At 74.9% G+C, this 21173-nt stretch carries 20 protein-coding genes and 1 pseudogene; 8 read left to right on the top strand and 13 right to left on the bottom strand.

Going from position 1 to position 21173, the window contains the following annotated elements; genetic code table 11:
• Positions 1 to 67: 67 nt before the first annotated feature.
• Positions 68 to 658 carry a TetR/AcrR family transcriptional regulator gene (locus EDD39_RS19545; protein ID WP_123557758.1) on the top strand — a complete coding sequence of 197 codons (591 nt, stop codon included), beginning with the start codon at positions 68 to 70 and terminating at the stop codon, positions 656 to 658.
• Positions 659 to 697: 39 nt separating this feature from the next.
• Here the strand turns inward: EDD39_RS19545 and EDD39_RS19540 are convergent.
• A pseudogene (locus tag EDD39_RS19540) lies at positions 698 to 2082 on the bottom strand (FtsW/RodA/SpoVE family cell cycle protein).
• A 142-nt stretch (positions 2083 to 2224) separates the two neighbouring features.
• Between EDD39_RS19540 and EDD39_RS19535 the strand changes: the two are divergent.
• The 4 genes from EDD39_RS19535 (at position 2225) to EDD39_RS19520 (ending at position 6388) form a co-directional block, all read left to right on the top strand.
• Entirely contained in the window at positions 2225 to 3217 is a 993-nt protein-coding gene (locus EDD39_RS19535; protein ID WP_123557756.1) for a cytochrome c oxidase assembly protein, read from the top strand.
• A 156-nt stretch (positions 3218 to 3373) separates the two neighbouring features.
• Positions 3374 to 3802, top strand: a complete 429-nt coding sequence (locus EDD39_RS19530) for a DUF302 domain-containing protein (protein ID WP_123557754.1) — start codon at positions 3374 to 3376, stop codon at positions 3800 to 3802.
• A gap of 167 nt (positions 3803 to 3969) precedes the next feature.
• Entirely contained in the window at positions 3970 to 6132 is a 2163-nt protein-coding gene (locus EDD39_RS19525) for an MMPL family transporter (protein WP_123557751.1), read from the top strand.
• Positions 6133 to 6163: 31 nt separating this feature from the next.
• Positions 6164 to 6388, top strand: coding sequence for a hypothetical protein (locus EDD39_RS19520; RefSeq protein WP_123557749.1), 225 nt, complete (start codon positions 6164 to 6166; stop codon positions 6386 to 6388).
• Between the two features lie 85 nt (positions 6389 to 6473).
• On the opposite strand, the gene EDD39_RS42725 is transcribed toward EDD39_RS19520, so the two are convergent.
• Together EDD39_RS42725 and EDD39_RS19505 are read right to left on the bottom strand one after the other, a co-directional pair.
• Positions 6474 to 8045: an HAD family hydrolase gene (locus EDD39_RS42725; RefSeq protein WP_244256807.1), complete on the bottom strand. Its 1572-nt coding sequence runs from the start codon at positions 8043 to 8045 to the stop codon at positions 6474 to 6476.
• Positions 8046 to 8407: 362 nt separating this feature from the next.
• Positions 8408 to 9643 (bottom strand): ADP-ribosylglycohydrolase family protein, encoded by a 1236-nt coding sequence (locus EDD39_RS19505; RefSeq protein WP_123557747.1) that lies wholly within the window; start codon positions 9641 to 9643, stop codon positions 8408 to 8410.
• Between the two features lie 174 nt (positions 9644 to 9817).
• Here EDD39_RS19505 and EDD39_RS19500 point away from each other — a divergent pair, with 174 nt between their 5' ends.
• Positions 9818 to 10024 carry a hypothetical protein gene (locus tag EDD39_RS19500; protein ID WP_123557744.1) on the top strand — a complete coding sequence of 69 codons (207 nt, stop codon included), beginning with the start codon at positions 9818 to 9820 and terminating at the stop codon, positions 10022 to 10024.
• A 39-nt stretch (positions 10025 to 10063) separates the two neighbouring features.
• On the opposite strand, the gene EDD39_RS19495 is transcribed toward EDD39_RS19500, so the two are convergent.
• The 3 genes from EDD39_RS19495 to EDD39_RS19485 all read right to left on the bottom strand — a co-directional run bounded on the left by EDD39_RS19495 (position 10064) and on the right by EDD39_RS19485 (position 12407).
• Positions 10064 to 10807: an SOS response-associated peptidase gene (locus tag EDD39_RS19495; RefSeq protein ID WP_123557742.1), complete on the bottom strand. Its 744-nt coding sequence runs from the start codon at positions 10805 to 10807 to the stop codon at positions 10064 to 10066.
• Between the two features lie 60 nt (positions 10808 to 10867).
• The gene (locus tag EDD39_RS19490; protein WP_123557740.1) at positions 10868 to 11839 is read right to left on the bottom strand and encodes an aldo/keto reductase; all 972 of its coding nucleotides are present in this window, start codon (positions 11837 to 11839) and stop codon (positions 10868 to 10870) included.
• A gap of 163 nt (positions 11840 to 12002) precedes the next feature.
• Positions 12003 to 12407 (bottom strand): hypothetical protein, encoded by a 405-nt coding sequence (locus EDD39_RS19485; RefSeq protein WP_123557738.1) that lies wholly within the window; start codon positions 12405 to 12407, stop codon positions 12003 to 12005.
• A gap of 102 nt (positions 12408 to 12509) precedes the next feature.
• On the opposite strand from EDD39_RS19485, the gene EDD39_RS19480 reads away from it, so the two are divergent.
• Entirely contained in the window at positions 12510 to 13187 is a 678-nt protein-coding gene (locus EDD39_RS19480) for a (2Fe-2S)-binding protein (RefSeq protein ID WP_123557736.1), read from the top strand.
• A gap of 3 nt (positions 13188 to 13190) precedes the next feature.
• Here the strand turns inward: EDD39_RS19480 and dmpG are convergent, their stop codons facing one another.
• Genes dmpG through EDD39_RS19450 form a run of 6 tightly spaced genes read right to left on the bottom strand, consistent with a single transcriptional unit; the run spans position 13191 to position 19365 of the window.
• Positions 13191 to 14201 (bottom strand): 4-hydroxy-2-oxovalerate aldolase, encoded by a 1011-nt coding sequence (gene dmpG, locus EDD39_RS19475; RefSeq protein ID WP_123557734.1) that lies wholly within the window; start codon positions 14199 to 14201, stop codon positions 13191 to 13193.
• Positions 14198 to 15145, bottom strand: a complete 948-nt coding sequence (locus tag EDD39_RS19470) for an acetaldehyde dehydrogenase (acetylating) (protein WP_123557732.1) — start codon at positions 15143 to 15145, stop codon at positions 14198 to 14200. Before EDD39_RS19470 ends, dmpG begins: the two co-directional genes overlap by 4 nt.
• Positions 15142 to 15975 (bottom strand): 2-keto-4-pentenoate hydratase, encoded by an 834-nt coding sequence (locus EDD39_RS19465; RefSeq protein ID WP_123557729.1) that lies wholly within the window; start codon positions 15973 to 15975, stop codon positions 15142 to 15144. The genes EDD39_RS19470 and EDD39_RS19465 overlap by 4 nt, the downstream gene beginning before the upstream one ends.
• A 17-nt stretch (positions 15976 to 15992) precedes the next feature.
• Positions 15993 to 16835, bottom strand: coding sequence for an alpha/beta fold hydrolase (locus EDD39_RS19460; RefSeq protein ID WP_123557727.1), 843 nt, complete (start codon positions 16833 to 16835; stop codon positions 15993 to 15995).
• A complete protein-coding gene (locus tag EDD39_RS19455) occupies positions 16835 to 17776 on the bottom strand; it encodes a VOC family protein (RefSeq protein WP_123557725.1) in 942 nt (313 codons plus the stop codon). The genes EDD39_RS19460 and EDD39_RS19455 overlap by 1 nt, the downstream gene beginning before the upstream one ends.
• A 26-nt stretch (positions 17777 to 17802) precedes the next feature.
• Entirely contained in the window at positions 17803 to 19365 is a 1563-nt protein-coding gene (locus EDD39_RS19450) for a bifunctional 3-(3-hydroxy-phenyl)propionate/3-hydroxycinnamic acid hydroxylase (protein WP_123557723.1), read from the bottom strand.
• Positions 19366 to 19635: 270 nt separating this feature from the next.
• On the opposite strand from EDD39_RS19450, the gene EDD39_RS19445 reads away from it, so the two are divergent.
• A complete protein-coding gene (locus EDD39_RS19445) occupies positions 19636 to 20334 on the top strand; it encodes a TetR/AcrR family transcriptional regulator (RefSeq protein ID WP_244256806.1) in 699 nt (232 codons plus the stop codon).
• Positions 20335 to 20349: 15 nt separating this feature from the next.
• Here the strand turns inward: EDD39_RS19445 and EDD39_RS19440 are convergent, their stop codons facing one another.
• Entirely contained in the window at positions 20350 to 21147 is a 798-nt protein-coding gene (locus EDD39_RS19440) for a helical backbone metal receptor (protein ID WP_244256804.1), read from the bottom strand.
• Positions 21148 to 21173: the final 26 nt, after the last annotated feature.

Here is a 21173-nt window from a genome sequence, read left to right as displayed (position 1 = left end):
TGGCGACGCACCGTCCCCAAATTGGGGTCCCGGCCGGACTGACGGGGCCGGCTCCTAGACTGGGCGGGTGCCGAAGATCAGTGCCTCCACCGTCGCCGACCACCGCGCCCAGCAGTACCGGGCGCTGGTCACGGCCGCCCGCGAACTGCTGGAGGCCGAGGGCGACGGCGCCGCGGTGACCTTCGCCGCCGTCGCCCGCCGCACCGGCCTGGCCCGCAACAGCGTGTACAAGTACTTCCCGGACCGGGCGGCGCTGCTGGCCGCCGTCGTGCACGAGTCCACCCCGCTGTGGACCGAGCGGATCGCCGCCGCGATGGCCGCCGCCCGCACCCCCGAGCAGCAGGTCGCCGCGTACGTGCGCGCCCAGTGCGAGCTGGTGCGGGACGGCGAGCACCGGATCGCCCGCGCGCTGGCCGGTGACCGGGACGCGGTGGCGCTGCGCGAGGCCGCCGGGGACGCCCACCGCAAGCTGCTGTCGCCGCTGGTCACCGCGCTCTCCGAGCTCGGCGACCGGGCGCCGCTGCGCACCGCGCAACTGCTCCAGGGCCTGGTGAACGCGGCCGTCACCGCCCTGGAGTCCGGCGCCCCGTACCGGCCGACCACCGAACGGGCCACCGCGCTGGCGGTGGCCTCACTGGCGGCCCTCCAGCCGAACTGACCGGCCGAGTGCCGCTTACCGCACGGGACTTGCCGTCCGTCAGGTCGGAGCCGGTTCCAGTTCGGCCCGGCCGGCGGCGTCGGAGAGCTTGATCAGGACGGCGGTCAGCAGCCAGTTGGCGGTGAGCGAGGAGCCGCCGGCGGCGAGGTAGGGCAGGGCCTTGCCGGTGAGCGGGATGAGGCCGGTGACGCCGCCGACCACGACGAAGACCTGGAGCGCGAGGGCGGCGGCGAGGCCGGTGGCGAGGAGTTTGCCGAACGGGTCGGTGACGGCCACGGCGGTGCGCAGGGCGCGCTGCACCAGCAGGCCGTAGAGCAGCAGGACGGCCATCGAGCCGGCCAGGCCGAGTTCTTCGCCGACGGTGGTGAAGATGAAGTCGCTGCGCCCGGCGAAGCCGATCAGGAACGGGCGGCCCTGGCCGAGGCCGGTGCCAAGGACGCCCCGGAGCCGAGGCCGAAGAGCGCCTGGGCGGGCTGCTGGGAGATCAGGGCCGGGTCGTGGACGGGCCGGTAGATGTCGAGGGGGTGCAGCCAGGCTTCGACCCGGCCGTGCACGTGGGGTTCGAGGTCGCCGACCACGGCGGCGCCGCCGACGGCCATCAGCAGGCCGATGACCACCCACCCGGTGCGTTCGGTGGCGGTGTAGAGCATCACCACGAAGACGCCGAAGAAGATCAGCGAGGTGCCGAGGTCGCGTTCGAAGACCAGCACCAGCAGGCTGACCGCCCAGATCGCCAGCACCGGTCCGAGGTTGCGGCCGCGCGGCAGTTGCAGGCCCCAGACCCGGCGGCCGGTGAGCGCGAGGGCGTCCCGGTTGGCGGTCAGGTAGCCGGCGAAGAAGACCGCGATGGCGACCTTGACGAACTCGTCGGGCTCGAAGGAGAGCCCGCCGAGGCGGATCCACCGCTTGGCGCCGAAGCTGTCCCCGGGGAAGAACGCGGGCGCGGCCAGCAGCACCAGCGCGCCCGTCATGATCAGGTAGACGTACTTCTGGAACAGCCGGTGGTGCCGGACCGCGGCCAGCACCCCGACGGCCAGCAGCGCGGCGATCACCGTCCACTGCACCTGGCCGGGCGCGGCGGGGAGCTTCTGCCAGTCGCCCTTGTCGGCGTGCCAGAGCCGGTACGAGTAGTCGAGGCGGTCGAGCAGGACCAGCCCGAAGCCGCTGAGGAGGACCGCGAGCGGCAGGATCAGCGGGTCCGCGTACGGGGCGAAGCGGCGGACGGCGAGGTGCAGCAGCAGGGCGAGCGCGCCGAGGCCGGCGCCGTAGGGGAGCAGGCCGGGCGGGAGGGCGTCGCGCAGGGCGAGGCTCGCGCCGGTCCAGGCCGCCAGGCAGACCGCCACCGCGAGCAGCAGCAGGGCGAGTTCGCGGCGACGGCGGTGTGCGGCACGGCGTCGGCCCGCGCTGCGCGGGGCGGTTTCCACCTCGGCTCCCCCACTCGGTAGATTCTACAGCGGTGTAGACGTCGGAGCCGGGTCCGCGGTTGCGGGCCCGGCCCCGCGACGGCGCCCGGGTCCCGGATGGGCCCCGCGCTCGGCAACCGCCGCCCGAAGGAGGACCACCGGCATGACCCACCCCGCGGCCGTCGCGCCCTGGCACTGGTCGGCGCTGGCCGACACCTGGACCCTGGAACCGGCGGTGGCCGCCCTGTCCGCGCTGCTCGCGGCGGGCTACCTGGCCGGCGTCCGCCGCCGCCGTCGCACCGGCGGGGCCGACGGGGACGGCCCGTGGCCCTGGCACCGCACCGCGGCCTTCCTGGGCGGGCTGGCGGTCTGGGTCTGGACCACCTGCTCCGGCCTCGGCGCGTACGAGCGGGTGCTGTTCGCCGACCGCGCGGTGCAGCTGGTCCTGCTGCTGATGCTGGTGCCGATGCTGCTCGCGCTGGGCGCGCCGGTCTCGCTGCTGGCCGACGCGCTGCCGGCGGCGGGCCGCGCCCGGCTGCGGGCCGCGCTGTCCGGCCGGACCTCCCGGGTGCTGATGTTCCCGCTGGTGTCCACCGTGCTGCTGGTCGCGCCGCCCTGGCTGCTGTACTTCACGCCGCTGTACGGACGGACGCTCACCGACCCGCTCGGGAACACCGCCTTCCACCTGGTCCTGGTGCTGATCGGCCTGCTCTACTTCTGGCCCCGCCTGCAGCTGGACCCGGTCGCGCACGCGTACCCGCTGATGATCGGCGTGGTGATCACCTTCGTCGAGGTGGTCTTCGACGCCGCCCTCGCCCTGGTGCTGCTGTACGGCGGCCACGTGATCGCCGAGCCGTACTACGCGGGCCTGGCCCGCGACTGGGGGCCGACGCTCGCCCGCGACCAGTTCGTCGGCGGCAACGCGATCTGGATCCTCGGCGACCTGGTCGGCCTGCCCTTCCTGTGCGCGCTGATCCGCCGCCTGATCGTCACCGGGCGCGCCGAGACGGCGGCGGTGGACGCCGCCCTGGACGCCGCGGAGGAGGCCAGGGCGGTGGCGGCGACGACGGCCGGGGCGACCGGGGCCGACGCCCCCGCCGGAGACCGGCCCTGGTGGCTGGACGACCCCAACCTCCGCCACCGCTACGGCGGTTGACCCCTCCGGCCGGGCTGCCGGGCGGCCGGGCGGCCGGGTGCGACGCAGCTCACGGGACGTCCGCGCCGCGCCGGGGAATGCGCCTCCCGGTGTCCGGGTTGCACCGGGCGTACGGTTGAATACCCAGGGGGGTATCGACGAGAGAGGTTCGACGACATGGCGAACACCCACGCGCCCTCGGACGCCCACCCCGGCGGCATCACCGCCACGCTCACCGGCACCACCTTCGCGGAGGCCGCCGACCGGGTCCGCGCGGCCCTCGCCGAGCAGGGCTTCGGCATCCTCACCGAGATCGACATGACCGCCACCCTGCGCGCCAAGCTCGGCGTCGAGCTGGAGGACTACCTGGTCCTCGGCGCCTGCAACCCCCCGCTCGCCCACCGCGCCCTGGAGGCCGACCGCCGGATCGGCCTGCTGCTGCCCTGCAACGTCGTCCTGCGCACCGCCCCCGACGGGACGGCCGTCCTGGTCGAGGCCATGGACCCGCAGCTGATGGTGCAGTTCACCGGCCGCCCCGAACTGGCCGGCATCGCCGACGACGCGGTCGCCCGCCTGCGCACGGCGTTCGCCTCGCTGACCGCCTGAGCCGTCCGAGCCGCCCGACGGCCCGGCCGTCCGACCGCCTTACCTCCCGACCGCCCGACCGCCCGACCGGGGCGCCTCTGTCCGGTGGACGACGCCCCGGGCCCGGCACGCCCTTTCGAATACCCCCCAGGGTATTATTCGTTCCCTTCGCGCTTGGAGAGAGACCAGTGAACCGCTCCGCCCCCGCCCCGGCGGCCCCCGTGCCGCCGGTCACCGCCGCACAGCCCCGCCCCGGGCTGCTGGGCCGTCTCGGCATGTGGTCCGTGCAGCACGTCAAGGCCGTCCTGGCCGGCTGGCTGGTACTGGTGATCGGGCTGGGCGCGTTCGCCCCGCAGGTCACCTCCGCACTGTCCGGCGCGGGCTGGCAGGCCGACGGCTCCGACTCGGTGAAGGTCCGCGCCCTGGCCGAGGAGCACTTCGCGGGCAACGCCTCGTCCGCGCTCCAGATCGTGATCGCCGCGGACCGGCCGGTGAGCGAACCGGACGTGCAACAGGTGGTCGACCGGGCCACCGCGCTCGCCGCCGCCGACAGCCGGATATCGTCCGTGGTCCCGCCGCAGCCCGGCGCCACGCTCAGCGCGGACGGCCGGACCGCCGTGCTGCTGGCCGGGGCCGCCGCGTCCCCGGACGACATGGTGCGGGCCGCCGACGACCTCAAGGAACCGCTGCGCCAGCTGTCCGGCGGCGGCGTCGACGTCACCGCGACCGGCGCGTCCGTGCTGTGGAGCGACTTCAACACCGCCAACCACGACGCGATGATGAAGTCCGAGGTCATGTCCTGGCCGGTGACCCTGGCCATCCTGGTGCTCGCCTTCGGCTCGCTGGTCGCCGCCGGCCTGCCGCTGCTGCTCACCATGGCCGGCCTCGCCGCCTCGGCCGGGTCGCTGGTGCTGATCGGCCACCTGTTCCCGGTGTCGGTCTGGGCGATGAACTTCGCCATGATGTTCGCGCTCGCGCTCGGCATCGACTACGCGCTGTTCCTGGTGGTGCGCTTCCGGGCCGCCCGGGCCGCCGGGAAGGACGGCCCGCGGGCCGTCGCGGAGACCATGGACACCGCGGGCAAGGCCGTCCTGCTGTCGGGCGCGACGGTGCTGGTCAGCCTGTCGGCCGTGATGCTGGTGCCCTCGCCCGCGTTCCGCTCGATGGCGGGCGGCATCATGCTGGCCGTGCTGTTCGTGCTCGGCGCGACGCTGACCCTGCTGCCCGCCGTCCTCGGCAAGCTGGGCCACCGGGTCGACGCGGTGTCCCTGCCCTGGGCCAGGCGGCAGCGTCAGACCTCACCGCGGTTCGCCGCCTGGGGCGAGCGGCTGTGGAAGCACCCGCTGCGCTGGGGCGCGCTCGCCCTGACCGTGCTGCTGGCCCTGGCCGCGCCGGTGCTCGGACTGCGCACCGCCATGCCCTCGATCGACGTGCTGCCCGGCGACGCCAGCGCCCGGGCCGGCTACACCGCCGTCCAGCAGGCGTTCGGCCCGGGCGCCCCCGGCACCCTGCAGGTCCTCACCCCGACCGGCCAGGCCGGGGCCGCCGCGCAGGTCCTCGCCGCGAACCCCGGCATCGCCGGAGTGCTGCCCGCGGTCCCGGCCGCCGACGGCGCGGACTGGTCGATGATCCAGGCGGTGCCCACCGTCGACCCGTCCGACCCGCAGCTCGGCCACACCGTCGACACGCTGCGCGCCGAACTGCCCGACCGCACCCTGGTCGGCGGCGCCCCGGTGGAGAACCTCGACCTGCAGCACCTGCTGACCGGGAAGACCCCGCTGGTGATCGGCGTGGTGATGGGGCTCGGCTTCGTCCTGCTGCTGTTCGCGCTGCGCGCCCCGCTGATCGCGGCGCTCGGCACCGCCGCCGGACTGCTGTCCACCGGCGCGGCGTTCGGCGTGGCCCGGCTGGTCTTCCAGGACGGGCACGGAGCCGGGCTGCTCGGCTTCACCCCGCAGGGCTTCCTGGACGGCTGGGCACCGGTGTTCTTCTTCGCCATGATCTTCGCCATCGCGATGGACTACACCGTCTTCCTGCTGGCCTCCGCGAAGGAGCAGTACGAGCGCACCGGCGACCCGAAGCAGGCCATGGTCGGTGCGCTGGCCCACTCCGGCCGGGTGATCTTCGCCGCGGCGGCCGTGATGGTCGCGGTGTTCTTCACCTTCGCGCTGTCCGGCCCGCTGCCGCCCAAGGAGATGGGCATCGTGCTGGGCGTGGCGGTCCTGCTGGACGCCTCCCTGGTCCGGCTGGTGCTGCTGCCCGTCCTGCTCCGCCTCGCCGGGCGCGCCGCCTGGCACACCCCCCGCCGGCTGGACCGCGTCCTGCCCCGGATCCCGTTCTCGCACTCCTGACCCCCGCCCCCGTACGGAAGGAACTCCTCCCATGTGTCGTCGCGTCACCTGCAAGTCCTGCGGCAAGCCGACCTTCGCCGGCTGCGGCATGCACGTCGACCAGGTCCTGGCCGGCGTCCCGAAGGCGCAGCGCTGCTCCTGCGCGGCGGACGCCAAGGCCGCCAAGACCGCCAGGGCGGCGGGGAACGCCGGGAGCACCGGGGGCGCGGCCGCGCCGGCCGGGTCCTGGTTCTCCCGGCTGTTCGGCCGGAGCTGACGCCGCGCCGAACCGCCCGGACCCGCTCCGGGAACGCCCCCGGGAACGCCCCGGCCCCGCACGCCGCGGGGCCGGGGCGTCCGTGTCAGTGCACCGGCAGCCGCTCGGCGGCCGGCTCCTGTTCGGCGTCCAGCACCCGTTCGGCCAGCTCCGGGTCGAGGGCGACCCGGACCAGGGCGTCGGCCAGCCGGTGCAGGTCGGACGGGTCGACCAGGGCCGCCAGCCGGTCCGGTTCGACGGGAAGCCCGAGGCGTTCGGCACCGACCGGCACCCGGGCGTCCAGCGCCGGACGCAGGTGCGGCCAGACGGCCTGCGCGTCGCGGCAGAACGCGGCGGCACCCGCCGGGCCGATGCCCGGGAAGCGCTGCAGCAGGGCCCGGGTGCGGTCCGGGCGGTACTGCGCCGCCGCGGCGAGCCCGCGCAGGTCGCCGCCGTACTCGTCCTCGGCCAGCCGGGCGCAGTCGTTGAGCCGGGTCGCGGTGCCCTCGGCGAAGTGGCGGTAGCGCCCGGCGATCAGCGCCTCCTTGCAGTGCAGCCGCCCCAGTTCCAGGGTCCCCGCGGGCGTGCCGGCCCCGGCTGCGATCAGCGCGGCCGTGCCGGTGACGGCGATCGAACCGTGGATCCGGGCCGACGCCAGATTGCTCAACACCAGGAGCTGCCACAGCGGTTCGGCCCGGTCCGCGAGCACGATCCCCGCCTGTTCCGGGTACGTGCCCCCCGCGCTCTCCAACAGCATCGCCACCCGCCGCCGTGCGTCCACTCCGGACCTCCCGCCACTGATTCGCCGACGAACCGCCGACTGTCGGGGCCGACGGTACGCGGCGGCCGCCCCGACCGGCCCGCAGCCACGCCGCGAACCCCCGGCCCGTTCCGCCGGGCAACGGGCACCCGGCCCGGCGGACGCGCGGGCGTGCGGGCGTGCGAGCGGGCGCGAACTCCGGCGCGGGCTCAGTGCAGCAGCCGCGGGCTCAGTGCAGCAGCGCGGCGACCTCGGCCAGCGAGTGCACCCGCGGCACGGACGACTCCTCGCCGCTCGGCTCGCGGTCCAGCCAGATGCCCAGCAGCCCGGCGGCGGTGGCCGCCTGCGCGTCCACGTCGAGCCGGTCGCCGACGTACGCGGTGCGCTCGGGGGCACGCCGAGGGCGCGGCAGGCCAGCCGGAAGATCTCCGGATCAGGCTTGGCGCAGCCCGCCTCGGCGGAGGCCGTGGTGTGCGGGACCAGCACGTCGAGGCCGACGGCGCGCAGCTTGCGCCGCTGGACGTCGCCCTCGCCGTTGGTGATCACGCCGGTCCGCCGCGACGCGCCCAACTCCCGCACCGCGCGCGGCGCGTCGGGGTAGGCCCGCCAGGAGCGCTCGTAGCGCCGCAGGTACCCGGCGAACCAGGCGTCGGCGCGGTCGGCCGGCCACTCCCCCAGCCCGAGGTGGGCGGCCAGGCCGACGGCCCGGTTGCGGCGCTGCTGCTGGACGGTCACCTCGCCGGTCAGGTAGCGGTCGTACTCGACCCGTTCGAGGCCGCGCCAGAACCGCAGCACCTCGTCCCGGTCGAACCCCCGCCCGGACAGCTCCGCCGCGACCCCGGCCAGCACGGCCGACTCGGCCGCCCCGTCGTGGTCCACCAACGTGCCGTCGAGGTCGAACAGCACCGCTTCGATCACCGTCCGCCTCCCGTCCTCCCCCGCCCACCCTACCGGCCGCTGACTTCCCGTCACCACCCGGCCACCCCCCGCTCACCTGGCGGCTTCGCCACCGGCGAGGGCCCCGGGCGGGGAACCGGACGGAGGGGGCCGGGCGGAGGAGGCCGGGCGGAGGGGACCAGGCGGAGAGGGCCAGGCGGAGGGGACCAGGCGGAAGGGACCAGGCGGAAGGGACCAGGTGGAAGGGAGCAGGCGGAGGAGGCCAGGCGGAAGGGACCAGGCGGGGGCGGGCAACGCCGGTCCGCGCTCCGGGCGTTGCCCACCGGCTCCGGCTCCGGCGAGGCACGGCGGGCAGCCACCCCGCTCGGGCGCCCCGGAGGGGCTCAGCGGGCAGGGGTGTCGTGTTCGAGGGACAGGAGGGCGTCGAGGAGGTGGGTGGGGGCGGGGTTGCGGGCGGGGTGGGCTTCGGTGTGGACGGCGGTGGGGCGCCAGTGGTCGCCGGGGGCGGGGGCGAAGGCGAGGGACCAAAGTTCGTGGCCGGTGTCGGCGCGGTGGAGGTGGAGGGTGCCGTCGGCAGTGTGGGTGAGCCAGTGGCGGGTGCGCAGGCCGGCGCGGTAGCGGTTCCACTGCCGGTCGGACCAGCGCAGGTCGGGGACGGGGTGGGGGCGGGGCAGGCGCATCGGGGTCAGGCTGGCGGGGGCGGGGAGGACGGCGCCGGGGGTGGGGAACGTCCAGGCGGGCAGGGCTTCGCGGGCGGCCAGCCAGGGGGCGGGGATGCCGGCGGTGCCGGTGCGGGCGGCGACCACGCCGCCGGTGATCGCGGCGACGGTGTCGACGTCACCGCCCGCGCCGATCGCGGCCCACAGCGCGGACGGGTAGTCGGTGAGCCAGTGCGCGGCGCACCACAGCGCGTACGGGACGGTGTCGACGGCGCTGGTGCGGCTGCCGTTGCCGAGGACGGCGGCCGCGGCCCGGGGGTCGGTGCGGTCGGTCAGCGCGGCGGCCTCGGCCAGGCCGCGGCGGACGGCGCCGTGCGGGGTGAGGTCGGCGACGGCGTTCAAGTAGCGTGCGGGAGTGGTGGGTTCGGTGCGGGCGCGGACGGCGAGGGCGGCAGCGACGGCCACCGCGACGGCGCCGTCCACGGCCTGCGGGTGGGTGTGGGTGGTCACGGCGGTGTCGGCGGCGGGGCGGACGGCGGCGGCCGGGTCCTCGGCGTACCGGGCCCCGAGCGGGGCCACCCGCATGGCCGCGCCGTTGCCGAACGAGCCCTGGCCGTCGAAGAGTTCGGCGGCCAGGCGGCGGGCGTCGCCGCCTTCCCGGATCAGCCGGAGCAGCCGGTTGGCGGCCGGTCCGTAGCCGCGGTCGAAGTCGTGCCGGCGGGCGAAGGCGTGGGTGAGGTCGAAGGTGTCGATCGCGCCGCGTTCGCTCTGGGCGGCGTACACCGAGCAGGCCATCTCGGTGTCGTCGGTCCACGGCCACGGGCCGGGCGGTGCGGTGCGGGCGTCGAGGTGGGTGCGGGCGGTGTCGGGCACGAAGAACTGGGCGCCGAGCGCGTCGCCGACGGACAGGCCCTGGAGGGCGTCAAATGCGGGGCCGCGGTGCGGGAAGGAATCAGTCATACGCGCCCCATCGGAGCGCGCGGGCGGGCCCGATGTCAAGGGCCGGATGTCACGGCCCGGCCCGGTCGGGTCGGTCCGGTTGGATCGGTCCGGTCGGCCCGGTCGGATCGGTCCGGCCGGGGCGACCTGCGATGATCGGGCGGTACGGCCGTCGTACGCGAGAGGTGGTTCCCCATGGTCGGTGCGGTGCTGGTCGTCGTCCTGCTGCTGGTGCTGGGCGGGTGCGGCTGCGTGGTGTGGGCCGAGCGCGGCGGCCCCGGCTGGGTGCGGGGCGTGGCCCGGGTGACGCTCGGTGCGGGCCGCGCGGTCCGCTGGGCGCACCGCAATCGGAAGCGGCAGCTGATCTCGGGCGGCTCCGGCAGCTCCGGCGGGGACGACTGACGGCCGGTCAGCCGGGCAGCCCGTCAGTCGGTCAGGCCGTCAGTCGGTCAGGCCGAGCGGGTCGGGGGCGTCGGTGAGCAGGTCGGGCCCGTTCGCGGAGACCCGGTTGACGGCCGTCGGCACCGCCCGGACCAGGAGGTTGCCGTCGGCGGGGCGGTGCAGCAGGTCGTGCAGGTCGGCCCGGTCGGTGTTCGCCGGGTCGAGCCAGCTGTCGAGCCCGTCGCGGGGGACGAGCATCGGCATCCGGTCGTGCACCCGCCCGGCCCGGTCGGTGGCGTCGGTGGTCAGGATGGTGGTCGTCGCCAGCCAGGCCGCCGGGTCGTCCTCCGGCAGGTCGGCGTCCCGCCAGAACTCGTACAGCCCGGCCATCAGCATCAGTTCGCCGGTGGAGAGGAAGTACGGCTGCTTGTACGCCTTGCGGCCGTCGGCAGCGGGCACCTGGCGCCACTCGTAGTAGCCGTCGGCCGGGATCACGCAGCGCCGGACCGCGAACGCCCGGCGGAACGAGGGCTTCTGGTCGACGGTCTCCGAGCGGGCGTTGATCAGCCGGGCCGCGCCCGACCGGTCCTTCGCCCAGGACGGCACCAACCCCCAGCGCAGCGGCCGCAGTTGGCGCGCCACCTCGCCGGTGTCGGCGTCCACCCGTTCCAGCACCGCGGCGACCCGGTCGGTCGGGGCCACGTTCCAGCTGGGCGCCAGGGCCTCGGTCGGATCCCAGTCGGTCACACCGAGCAGGGAGGCCAGCTCGGCGGGTGGGGTGGTGGAGACGAAACGGCCGCACATGCGTCCCAGCCTGCCACCGACCCCCGACAACCGCACCCGCCGACACCCGGGCCGCGGGGCTCAGGAGTAGAAGTTGCGCTCCCAGCGGTGGCCGGCCAGCACCTTCAGCTGCTCCTCGCCGAGCGGGACCCCGTCGCCGACCGCCGCGTTGCGCTCGACGTTGCGGACCGAGCGCATGCCCGGGATGACGGTGGACACGGCGGGTGCGCTGAGCACGAACCGCAGGGCGGTCTCGGCGAGTTGCCCGTCGGTGATGCCCAGGTCCGCGGTGAGCGCGGCGACCCGGCGGGCCACCTGGGCGGGCCGGTCGTCGCGGAAGTAGCGGCGCCGGAAGTCGCCCTCGGGGAAGGTGCTGTCGGCGGTGATCCGGCCGGTCAGTCCGCCCTCGTCCAGGGCGACCCGGACGATCACGCCGACGCCGTGCTCCTCGCAGGCCGGGAACAGCTCGTCCAGCGGCGACTGGTCGAACACGTTGAAGATCACCTGCACCGCGTCCACCACGCCGCTGCGCACCAACTCGACGGCGCTGTGCGGATCGTGGTCGTTGACCGAGACGCCGAACAGGCCGATCAGGCCCTCCTGCTTCAGCTCCTGGACGGTCTCCAGCCAGTCGCCGCGGCCCAGCCAGTCGTCGCTCCACACGTGGAACTGCAGCAGGTCGAAGCGCTCCAGGCCGGCGGCCTCCAGCGAGGTGCGCAGGCTCTCCCGGATGTGCGCGCCGGGGAAGGTCTCGGCCGGGTCGACCCCGCGCCGGGCGGGCCACTGCCGGTTCAGCGGCGGCACCTTGGTCGCCACCCGCACCCGCTCGCCGTTGGCCGCCCGCTCCCGCACCACCCGGCCGACCAGCCGTTCGCTCTCCCCGTAGCCGCGGGCGGTGTCGATGAAGTCCACCCCGAGGTCGATCGCCCGGTGCAGCGCCGCCAGCGACTCGTCCTCCCGGGCGCCGACCCAGTTGGACGCCCCGATCCCCCACGCCCCGTACCCGACCTCCGACACCTCGACGCCGCTGCGCCCGAGCTTCCGGTGCTTCATCCGTGGTCCTCCTGGTTCGAGCCGGCCGTTCCGGGACGGGACCCTAGGCGGCGGCGCGGGCGGGCGCCAGGGGATTACGGGGCGGCGACGTCGACGGTGCCGGCCCGGTGGACGGGGCCGTGGAAGGTGCCGCCGCCGATCTCGTTGCGGGGCGCGGGCCAGGTCACTCCTGGGGCGGTGTGCCGTGGTAGTGCTTGTGGTTGCCGCCGTTGACGGTGCCCGTCATGAGCACCGTCCCGTAGTACGTGCCGTCGTTGATCGTGTTGTTGGTGACCTGACTGGCCAGGGCGGCCCGGGCCTCGCCGTGCCACTGCTCCAGTTCGGGGCCGAACTCCGGTTCCAGCGCGGCCCGGACGGCCAGCGCGGCGTTCAGGCGGCCGGCGAGTTCGGCGTTCTGCGGGTCGCGCTCCAGGGCCACCAGTTCGGCCTCGCCGCTGCTGACGGCGGCGGCCGCGTGCTGGAAGGGCCGTCGGACGAGCGCGCTCAGGCTGCGCCAGCACTGCTTGCCGACTTCCCCTCCCGCGCCTCCGGCCAGTGCCGCCAGCACTCCCAGCGAAATCGGGTCCATCGTCCGCCCCTTCCCCTCCGGCTGCCGCCCCGGTCGGGCGGCTTGTCACATTACACTCCGCTACGTGCCCCTCACCTGCGATTCGCAAGCCCCCGCCCGCCGATGACGGCCGCCGACCCGCTCGCCGTGCTCGGCCCGTACTTCGCCGTCCGCACCGGGGCGGCGGCGCCGCCGGGTTTCCGGCCGCTGGCCGAACTGTACGACGCCCGGGGCGCGTTGGCGGCGCGGATCGCCGAGGTGGCGCGGGTGTTGCGGACGGGCGAGCCGCGGGTGGCGGCGTCGACGGCGCACCTGGGGCTGGCGGCGCGGCTGTGGTCGGTGGCGCTGGGGGCGGCGGTGGCGCGGGGGCGGGTGCCGGACCTGGCGGGGGCGTGGTTCGCGCTGCCGCCGCAGGGGCCGTTCGACCTGTGGGTGCCGGGGGACGGCGGTTCGGAGGCCACTGCCGGGGCGTTGGAACGGGCGGTGCTGGAGGAGCAGTTGGCGCCGCTGGCGGGGGCGGTGCGGGCGGTCGCGCCGCTGGCGCCGGGGCTGCTCGCGGGCAATGCGGCGTCCGCGCTGGTGGGTGCGGCCCGGCAGTTGGGGACCGTCCCGCAACTCCGTTCCCCGGCGGCCGCGTTGGCGCGGGAGTTGCTGGCCGGTCCGGCGCTGGCGGGCACCGGGCGGGCGACGGCGCCCGGCGGGCCGTTGGGGTTCCGCCGGGCGTCGTGCTGCCTGTACTACCGGACGCCGTCCGGCGGCCTGTGCGGTGACTGCGTGTTCACCCGGCCGCCGGGACGGTGAACTTCAGCTGCGGGCGGCCAGGTCGAGCGCGATGTCGATGATCATGTCCTCCTGGCCGCCGACCAGGCGGCGGCGCCCGCACTCCATCAGGATGTCGCGGATGTCGACGCCGTACTGCCCGGCGGCCCGTTCGGCGTGCCGCAGGAAGGAGGAGTAGACGCCCGCGTAGCCGAGGGTGAGGGTCTCCCGGTCGACCCGGACCGGGCGGTCCTGGAGCGGGCGGACCAGGTCGTCGGCGGCGTCCTGGAGCTTGAACAGGTCGCAGCCGTGCTGCAGTTCGGACAGGTCGGCGACGGCGACGAACGCCTCGATCGGGCAGTTGCCCGCGCCCGCGCCGTGCCCGGCGAGCGAGGCGTCGACCCGGACGGCGCCGTGCTCGACGGCGGTGAGCGAGTTGGCGACCGAGAGCGAGAGGTTCTCGTGGGCGTGGATGCCGATCTCGGTGCCGGGGTCGAGGACGTCCCGGTAGGCGCGGACCCGGGCGGCGGTGTCGTTCATGGTGAGCCGGCCGCCGGAGTCGGTGACGTAGACGCAGTGCGCGCCGTAGCCCTCCATCAGCTTGGCCTGGCGGGCGAGTTCCTCGGGCGGGGCCAGGTGGGAGAGCATCAGGAAGCCGGAGACGTCCATGCCGATCTCGCGGGCGGCGGCGATGTGCTGCGCGGAGATGTCGGCCTCGGTGCAGTGGGTGGCGACCCGGACCGAGCGCACGCCCAGGTCGTAGGCCCGCTCGAGCTCGTGGATGGTGCCGACGCCGGGCAGCAGCAGGGTGGTCAGCCGGGCCCGCTTCAGTACCGAGGCGGCGGCCTCGATCCACTCCCAGTCGCTGTGCGAGCCGGGCCCGTAGGTGAGCGAGCCGCCCGCGAGGCCGTCGCCGTGGGCGACCTCGATGGCGTCGACGCCCGCCTCGTCGAGCGCGGCGACGATCCGCTTGACGTCGGCGGGGGTGATCCGGTGGCGGACGGCGTGCATGCCGTCGCGCAGGGTGACGTCCTGGACGAGGATCGGGGTGCTCACGGCTGGCCTGCCTTCCGGGCTGCGATGCGCTCGGCCACCCGCAGGGCGGCGGAGGTCATGATGTCGAGGTTGCCCGCGTACGCCGGGAGGTAGTGGGCGGCGCCCTCGACCTCCAGGAACACCGACACCTGGTGGGTGGGGCGCGGGGCGCCGTCGGCCAGCAGGGTGTGCACGGGCTGGTCGGCGCCGACGGGGGTGATCTGCACCTGCTGCTTGAGCCGGTAGCCGGGGACGTAGCCGGCCACCTCGCCGACCATCCGCTCGACGCTGCGCCGGATCTCCTCGTGCTGTTCCCCGTCCGGGGCGTCGACCAGGGCGAAGACGGTGTCGCGCATGATCAGCGGCGGTTCGGCCGGGTTGAGGACGATGATCGCCTTGCCGCGTTCGGCGCCGCCGACCTTGACGATCGCGGCCGAGGTGGTCTCGGTGAACTCGTCGATGTTGGCGCGGGTGCCGGGCCCGGCGGAGCGGCTGGCGATCGAGGCCACGATCTCGGCGTAGCGCACCGGGACGGTCCGGGAGATCGCGGCGACCACCGGGATGGTGGCCTGGCCGCCGCAGGTGACCATGTTGACGTCGGGCGCGTCGAGGTGGTCGTCCAGGTTGACGGCGGGGACGACGTACGGGCCGGTGGCGGCCGGGGTGAGGTCGATCAGCCGCTTGCCGTGCGGCAGCAGCCGGGCCGCGTGGTGCTGGTGGGCCTTGGCGGAGGTGGCGTCGAAGACGATGCCGATCTCGTCGAACTCCGGGAGGGCGATGAGCCCTTCGACGCCTTCGGCGGTGGTGGTGAAGCCGAGGCGGCGGGCCCGGGCCAGGCCGTCGGAGTCGGGGTCGATGCCGACCACGGCGCCCATGTCGAGGTGCTGCGAGGTCCGCATCACCTTGATCATCAGGTCGGTGCCGATGTTGCCGGACCCGATGATCGCAACCTTGGTCCTGGTCATCGCTGTGCTCCTTCGGTGGGTCCGCCGAGGGTGAACCGGACGGTGCCGAGCGGGGCGACGACCGCTTCGACGGTGCTGCCGGGCCCGACGGCGCGCATCGGGCCGAGCGCGCCGGAGAGCACGACCTGCCCGGCGCGCAGCGGGTCGCCGAGGTCGCGGGCCTGCCGGGCCAGCCACTGCAGGGCGAGCAGCGGGTCGCCCAGGCAGGCGGCGCCGTCCCCGGCGGAGACCTGCTCGCCGTCGACGCTCATGGTCATGGCGGCTTCGCGCGGTTCGAACTCCCGCAGGCTCCGGCGCTCGGTGCCGAGCACGTAGGCGCCGGCGGAGGCGTTGTCGGCGACGGTGTCGGCGAAGCTGATGTCCCAGCCGGCGATCCGGCTGCCGCAGATCTCGATCGCGGCGACCGCGTGGTCGACGGCGGCCCGGACCTGTCCGAGCGTGAGGTCTCCGTCGGCGAGGTCGGCGCCGAGGACGAAGGCGATCTCCGCCTCGGCCCGCGGCTGGAGGATCGAGTCGGCCGGGACGGCGGCCCCGTCCGGGTACTGCATGTCGGCGAACAGGACGCCGAAGTCGGGCCGGTCGACGCCCAGTTGGGCTTGGACGGCGGGCGAGGTGAGGCCGATCTTGCGCCCCGCCACCCGGCCGCCGGCGGCGGTGTGGGCCCGGACGACGCGCTGCTGCACGGCGTAGGCGGCGTGCACGTCGGTGCGGCCGATCAGGTCCCGCACGGGCGGGCACGGGACGCCGGCGGCCTGGGCGGCGAGGAGGCGGTCGGCGGCGGCGGTGACGGCGTCCGGCGCGCTGCCGGCGGCCGGGGTGGGGTGGCTCATCTGGTGCTCCGGTGGCCTCAGTGGTGGGTGACGAAGTCGGTCACCAGGCGGTTGAACTCGTCGGCGTGCTCCAACTGGGCCCAGTGGCCGCAGCGGTTGATCAGGTGCGCGCGGGAGTCGGGGATGTTGGCGGCCAGGAAGAGGGTGGACTCGAAGGAGACCACCCGGTCGTCGCGGCCGTGGATCAGCAGCGCGGGCGCGGTGATGCCGGAGACCTTGGCGAGGTCGAGCCAGATCGGGATCGGCGCGTGCGGGGCGACGGCGGCGATGTTGGCCAGGTGCTCGGGGCGCAACAGGGCGGCCCGGGAGCGCAGTTCGCACAGTTCGGGGGTCGCGAACCGGGCCTTGTCGTAGACCATGATCTCGACCAGTCGGCGCATGCCCTCGGGCGAGGCGTCGGAGTAGGTCCGGTACATGGTCTTCAGGCCCTCGGTGGGGCCGCCGCCCGCGCCGAACAGGAAGGGCTTCATCTGGATCGGCGGGCCCATGGTGATCAGGTGCGAGACCCGCTCGGGGCGCTCGGCGGCCAGGCGCAGCGCGGTGTGGCCGCCCATCGAGTTGCCGACGAACGCGGCCTTCTCGATGCCCATCGCGTCGAGCAGCTGGCAGACGGCGTCGACGTGGTCGTAGGTGGCGAAGTCGACCGGGTCGGACTCGCCCCAGCCGGGCAGGTCGGGGGCGATCACCCGGAAGTGCCGGGAGAGTGCCTCGATGTTGGGCGAGTAGTTGCTCCAGCCGGTGGCGCCGGGGCCGCCGCCGTGCAGCAGCACCACGGGGTGGCCCTGCCCGGCCTCGTGCACCCGGATGTTCCAGTCCTCGGTGCGGACGAACGCGGCGATGTCCTTGGCTTCCAGTGCCATCAGTGCTCACTCCCGGGGAGGTGGTTGGTGCGGGGGGCGCGGCCGAGCAGTTCGTGGACCAGCTCCGGCGGGCGGTGGCCCCAGCTGTGCAGGCGGTCGAGGGTGGTGACCTGCCAGGTGGCGTCGTCGATCAGCAGGCCGCCCCAGCCGTACTCGACCGAGAAGCCGGACGGGGTGCGGACGTAGAAGCTGAACATGTGGTCGTTGGGGTGCATGCCGAGCGTCATCTCGAAGGGCTGCCCGGCGTCCATGCACCGGTCGTGGGCGCGGCCGACGTCGCGGATGTCGGTGACCTCGACCATGAAGTGGTGGGTCCGCTTGGGGTGCGGCATGTCGCCGAACGCGACGCTGTGGTGGCGCGGGTTGCAGTGCAGGAAGATCAGGTCGGCGTGGACGCCGGGGGCCAGCTCCTCGACGATCAGGTCGCTGATCCGGAAGCCGAGCAGGCCCTCGTAGAACGCCAGGTACTCGGCGCGCTCGACGCCCTTGGAGAGCAGCACCTGGTGGCCGGCGCCGCCGGTGCCGGTGACGAAGGAGCCGAGCAGGGCGTCCGAGCGGAACGGGGTGGCGGCGTCGGCGAGGCCGGTGACCAGTTCGATCGGGTTGCCCATCGGGTCGGTGACCTGCACCAGCCGCTCGACCCGGCGGGCGGCGGCCAGTTCGGCGCCGCCCTCGGTGACGGGGACGCCGGCGGCGGTGAGCCGGCCGGCCAGCGCGTCCAGGGCCTCGTCCGAGGCGACCTGGTAGCCGCTGACCACCAGGTCGTCGGCGGGCCCCTCGGTGACGATCCAGCGGTGCGCCTTCTCGTCGGTGCGCAGCGTGAAGCCGTCGGCGGTGCGCTCGCCGAGCTGCATGCCGAGCAGTGTCACGCCGAAGTGCTCCCAGTCGGCGAGGTCGCCGACCTGGTAGACGACGTACGCGAGTTCCTGCACTCCGGTCACGGGTGCCTCCTGGGGGTGGTGGGGGTTCACAGCGCGGGGACGGTCAGGTCGGGGTCGGCGGCGGCGACGAACTTGTCGGGGCGGACGGCGACCGCGCGGGCGCCGTAGCGGGCCAGCCACGGGAGCAGGGTGTCCTCCAGGTCGACCAGTTCGCCGGAGCCCCGGGTGTGGGCGGTGCGGGGGCGGACGGCGAGGTAGCGGGCGCCGAGGGCGTCCCAGCCGGCCTTCTGCCCGGGGGTGAGCAGGCCGGCCGGGTCGAGGTCGGCGCCGAGCAGCACGAAGCCGTCGGGGAGCAGGTCGTCGAGGCGGGCCATCGTGCCGACGGTGTCGCCGCAGACGGGCTGCGGGAGCATCCGGCCGACGGCGCTGGCGTCGCCCCGGGCGCCGTGCAGCCAGCCGGCGGCGAGCACGGGCGGGGCGGTCAGCGGGGGCTCCCAGGGGGTGACGGTGTCCGCGGGGACGGTGTTCATCGCCGCGATCTCCGCCTCGGTGGCCTCCTGCTTGATGACCCGGCCGAGGCCGACCGCGAGGGCGGTGTAGAAGTCGGCGCTGGGGCGGCGCTCGGCCTCGTAGGTGTCGAGCCAGCGCGCGTCGAGGGTGCCGTCGAGGACGCGGGCGAGCTTCCAGCCCAGGTTGTGGGCGTCGCGCATGCCGGTCTGCATGCCGGCGCCGGCCCACGGCGGCATCAGGTGGCAGGCGTCGCCGGCCAGGAAGACCCGGCCGCGGCGCCAGGTCTCGGCGGCCCGGACGTGGTGGCGGTAGAAGGCGTACTGGTGGATGTCGACGTCCTCGGCGGTGACGCCGAGGGCCCGCAGCAGCGGCCAGACCTGCTCGTCGGTGGCGAAGTCGGCCTCGGTCTCGTCGGGCTTGAGCGGGATCTCCCAGCGGTGGTTGCCGGCCGAGAGCGCGATGTCGACGACGGGGCGTTCGCGGTCGGTCCAGAAGGTGAGGAAGTCGCGGTCCGGCCACCAGCGCTTGACCTTGCAGTCGATGACGATCCACAGCGTCTCGGCGGTGTCGCCGAGCATCGGGACGCCGAGCAGCTTGCGGGTGGCGCTGGAGCCGCCGTCGGCGGCGATCGCGTACCGGGCGCGGGTGGTGGTCTCGGCGCCGCTCTCCCGGTCGCGGGCGGTGACCGTCACGCCGTGGGCGTCCTGTTCGACGCCGGTGACCTCGGTGCCGTAGCGGACGTCGAGGCCGGGCAGTTCCTCGGCGCAGCGGCGGAGTTCGGCCTCCATGGCGGGCTGGTAGATGTTGTAGAAGCGCGGCTTGGTGTTGCGGGTGCCGAGGGTGGACGGCGGGTGCTCGACCCGCATGACCTCCTGGCCGGCGTAGGTGACCCAGCGCAGGGCGCGCTGCGGCTCGATCACCCGCTCGATCCGCCGGTCGATGCCGAGTTCCTGGAAGATCCGCATCGTCCAGTCGTTGACGGTCACCGCGCGGGCCCGGGCGTAGATGTCCCGGTCCCGTTCGAACGCGGTGACGCGGGCGCCCTTGGCGGCCAGGGTGAGCGCTCCGACCAGGCCGGTGGGGCCGTAGCCGATGACCGCCACGTCGGTGTCGTACCCGGCTTGTCTGTCGTTGGTCATGCCGATCTCCAGTGATCGCTGCCTAACTTTTGGACCGATCGTTCCGTCCAATACTTCACGCTGGCACGTGTTCGACAGCACGTCAATAGGTCCGCGACGATCCGCCCGCCGCCGGACATCCACCCCGCCCGCCGCCGGATATCCGCCCCCGGGCGCCGCCGGGCGCCCTAAACTCGCCGAGTGGAAAGTGGGACGAACACACCGGACAGGACGGCCAGCGAGGCCCCGCGCAGCACGGCGGGCCCGGTGGCGGGCAGGACAGCGGGTCGGGTGGCAGGCGGGACGGCGGGCCGGGCAGCGGTCGAGGAGCCGGGCGGGGAACCGACCGGCAACCGGCGCGGCCGGCGCTCGAAGGAGGAGATCCTCGACGCCACCGCCCGGGTGATGGCCCTACGGGGCTACGCGGGCACCACCATCTCGACCATCACCGCCGAGACCGGTCTCCCCCGCAGCGCGATCTACCACCACTTCCACTCCAAGGGCGGCCTGCTCTCCGCCGTGATGGCCCGCGGCGCCCGCGGCTTCTTCGCCGCCATGCGCGCCGCCCACGCCGATCCCCCCGCGGGCGGCACCCACCGCGAACGGATGGCCTGGTACCTCGACCGGACCGCCGAAGTCTTCGCCACCAACCCGGAGTTCATGCGGCTGCACTTCCTGCTGCTGCTCAGCGACGAGGCCGCCGAGGCCGAGGTCGCCGAGATGAACCAGCAGGTCCGCGACGAGGGCCGGGCCTACATGCGGGTGATGATCTCCGCCGCCTTCGCCGACCAGGGCCCCGAGATCGCCGAGGCCGTCGCCGCCGAACTCGACTTCTTCACCATCGCGGGCTTCGACGGCGCCTTCATCGCCTCCCAGGCCGACCCCGAACGCACCATCGCCGCCCAGATGGCCCGCCTCACCGACGCCATGGTCGCCCTCGGCGAGGCCGCCGTCGCCCGCCACAAGGCCCTTGCGCAGAAGTCGGGTTGACCACCTGACGGCCCGTCAGCCGCCTGCCCCCGGCCCGCTCCCCCGCCCGGCGAGCCGGGCGGCCAGGACGGCCGGGGCCTCCGCCAACGACGGGCCGTACCAGGTGAGGTGGCGGCCGGAGAGCAGCGCGTACGGCAGGCCGGGGAAGGCGTCGGGGCCGTCGGTGGCGGTGAAGCAGTAGGGCTCGTCCGGGAGGAGCAGCAACTCGGGCTCCAGCGACCGCAGTTCGTCGAGCGACAGGCGCGGGTAGCGGTCGGGGTGGCCGGCCGGGAGCAGGTCGACGCCGAGGCGGCGGAGCAGGTCGGCGGCGAAGGTGTCGTGGCCGAGGACCATCCAGGGGCGGCGCCAGATCGGGGCGACGGCCCGCACGGTGCGGGTCGGCGGGGCGAACGCCCAGGCCCGACGGGCCGCCACCAGCCAGTCCGGGCACGGGAGTTGCAGTGCCTCCACGAGCAGGCGGTGCAGCGAGTCCAGGGCCTGATCGAGGTCGCGGATCCGGGTGGTCCAGACGGGCACGCCCGCGGCGCGCAGCGCGGCCAGGTCGGGGGCGCGGTTCTCCTCCTCGTTGGCGACCACCAGGTCCGGGCGGAGCGCGCGGACGGCTTCCACCGCCGGGTTCTTGGTGCCGCCGATCCGGGCGGCGTCCAGCCCGGCGGGGTGGGTGCACCAGTCGGTGGCGCCGACCAGCAGGCCGGGGGCGGTGACGGCGACCGCCTCGGTGAGCGAGGGGACCAGGGAGACCACGCGACGGACGGTGTGCGGCAGGCGCACCTCGTTGCCCTCGTCGTCCGTCGACTGCCGCTGCGCGTCCATGCGGAAAACGCTAGCAGCGGCCGACG

Origin of the sequence: Kitasatospora cineracea (assembly GCF_003751605.1) — a bacterium.
In the GTDB taxonomy this organism is placed as follows: Bacteria; Actinomycetota; Actinomycetes; order Streptomycetales; family Streptomycetaceae; genus Kitasatospora; species Kitasatospora cineracea.
This window is presented reverse-complemented; position numbering and strand designations above follow the sequence as displayed.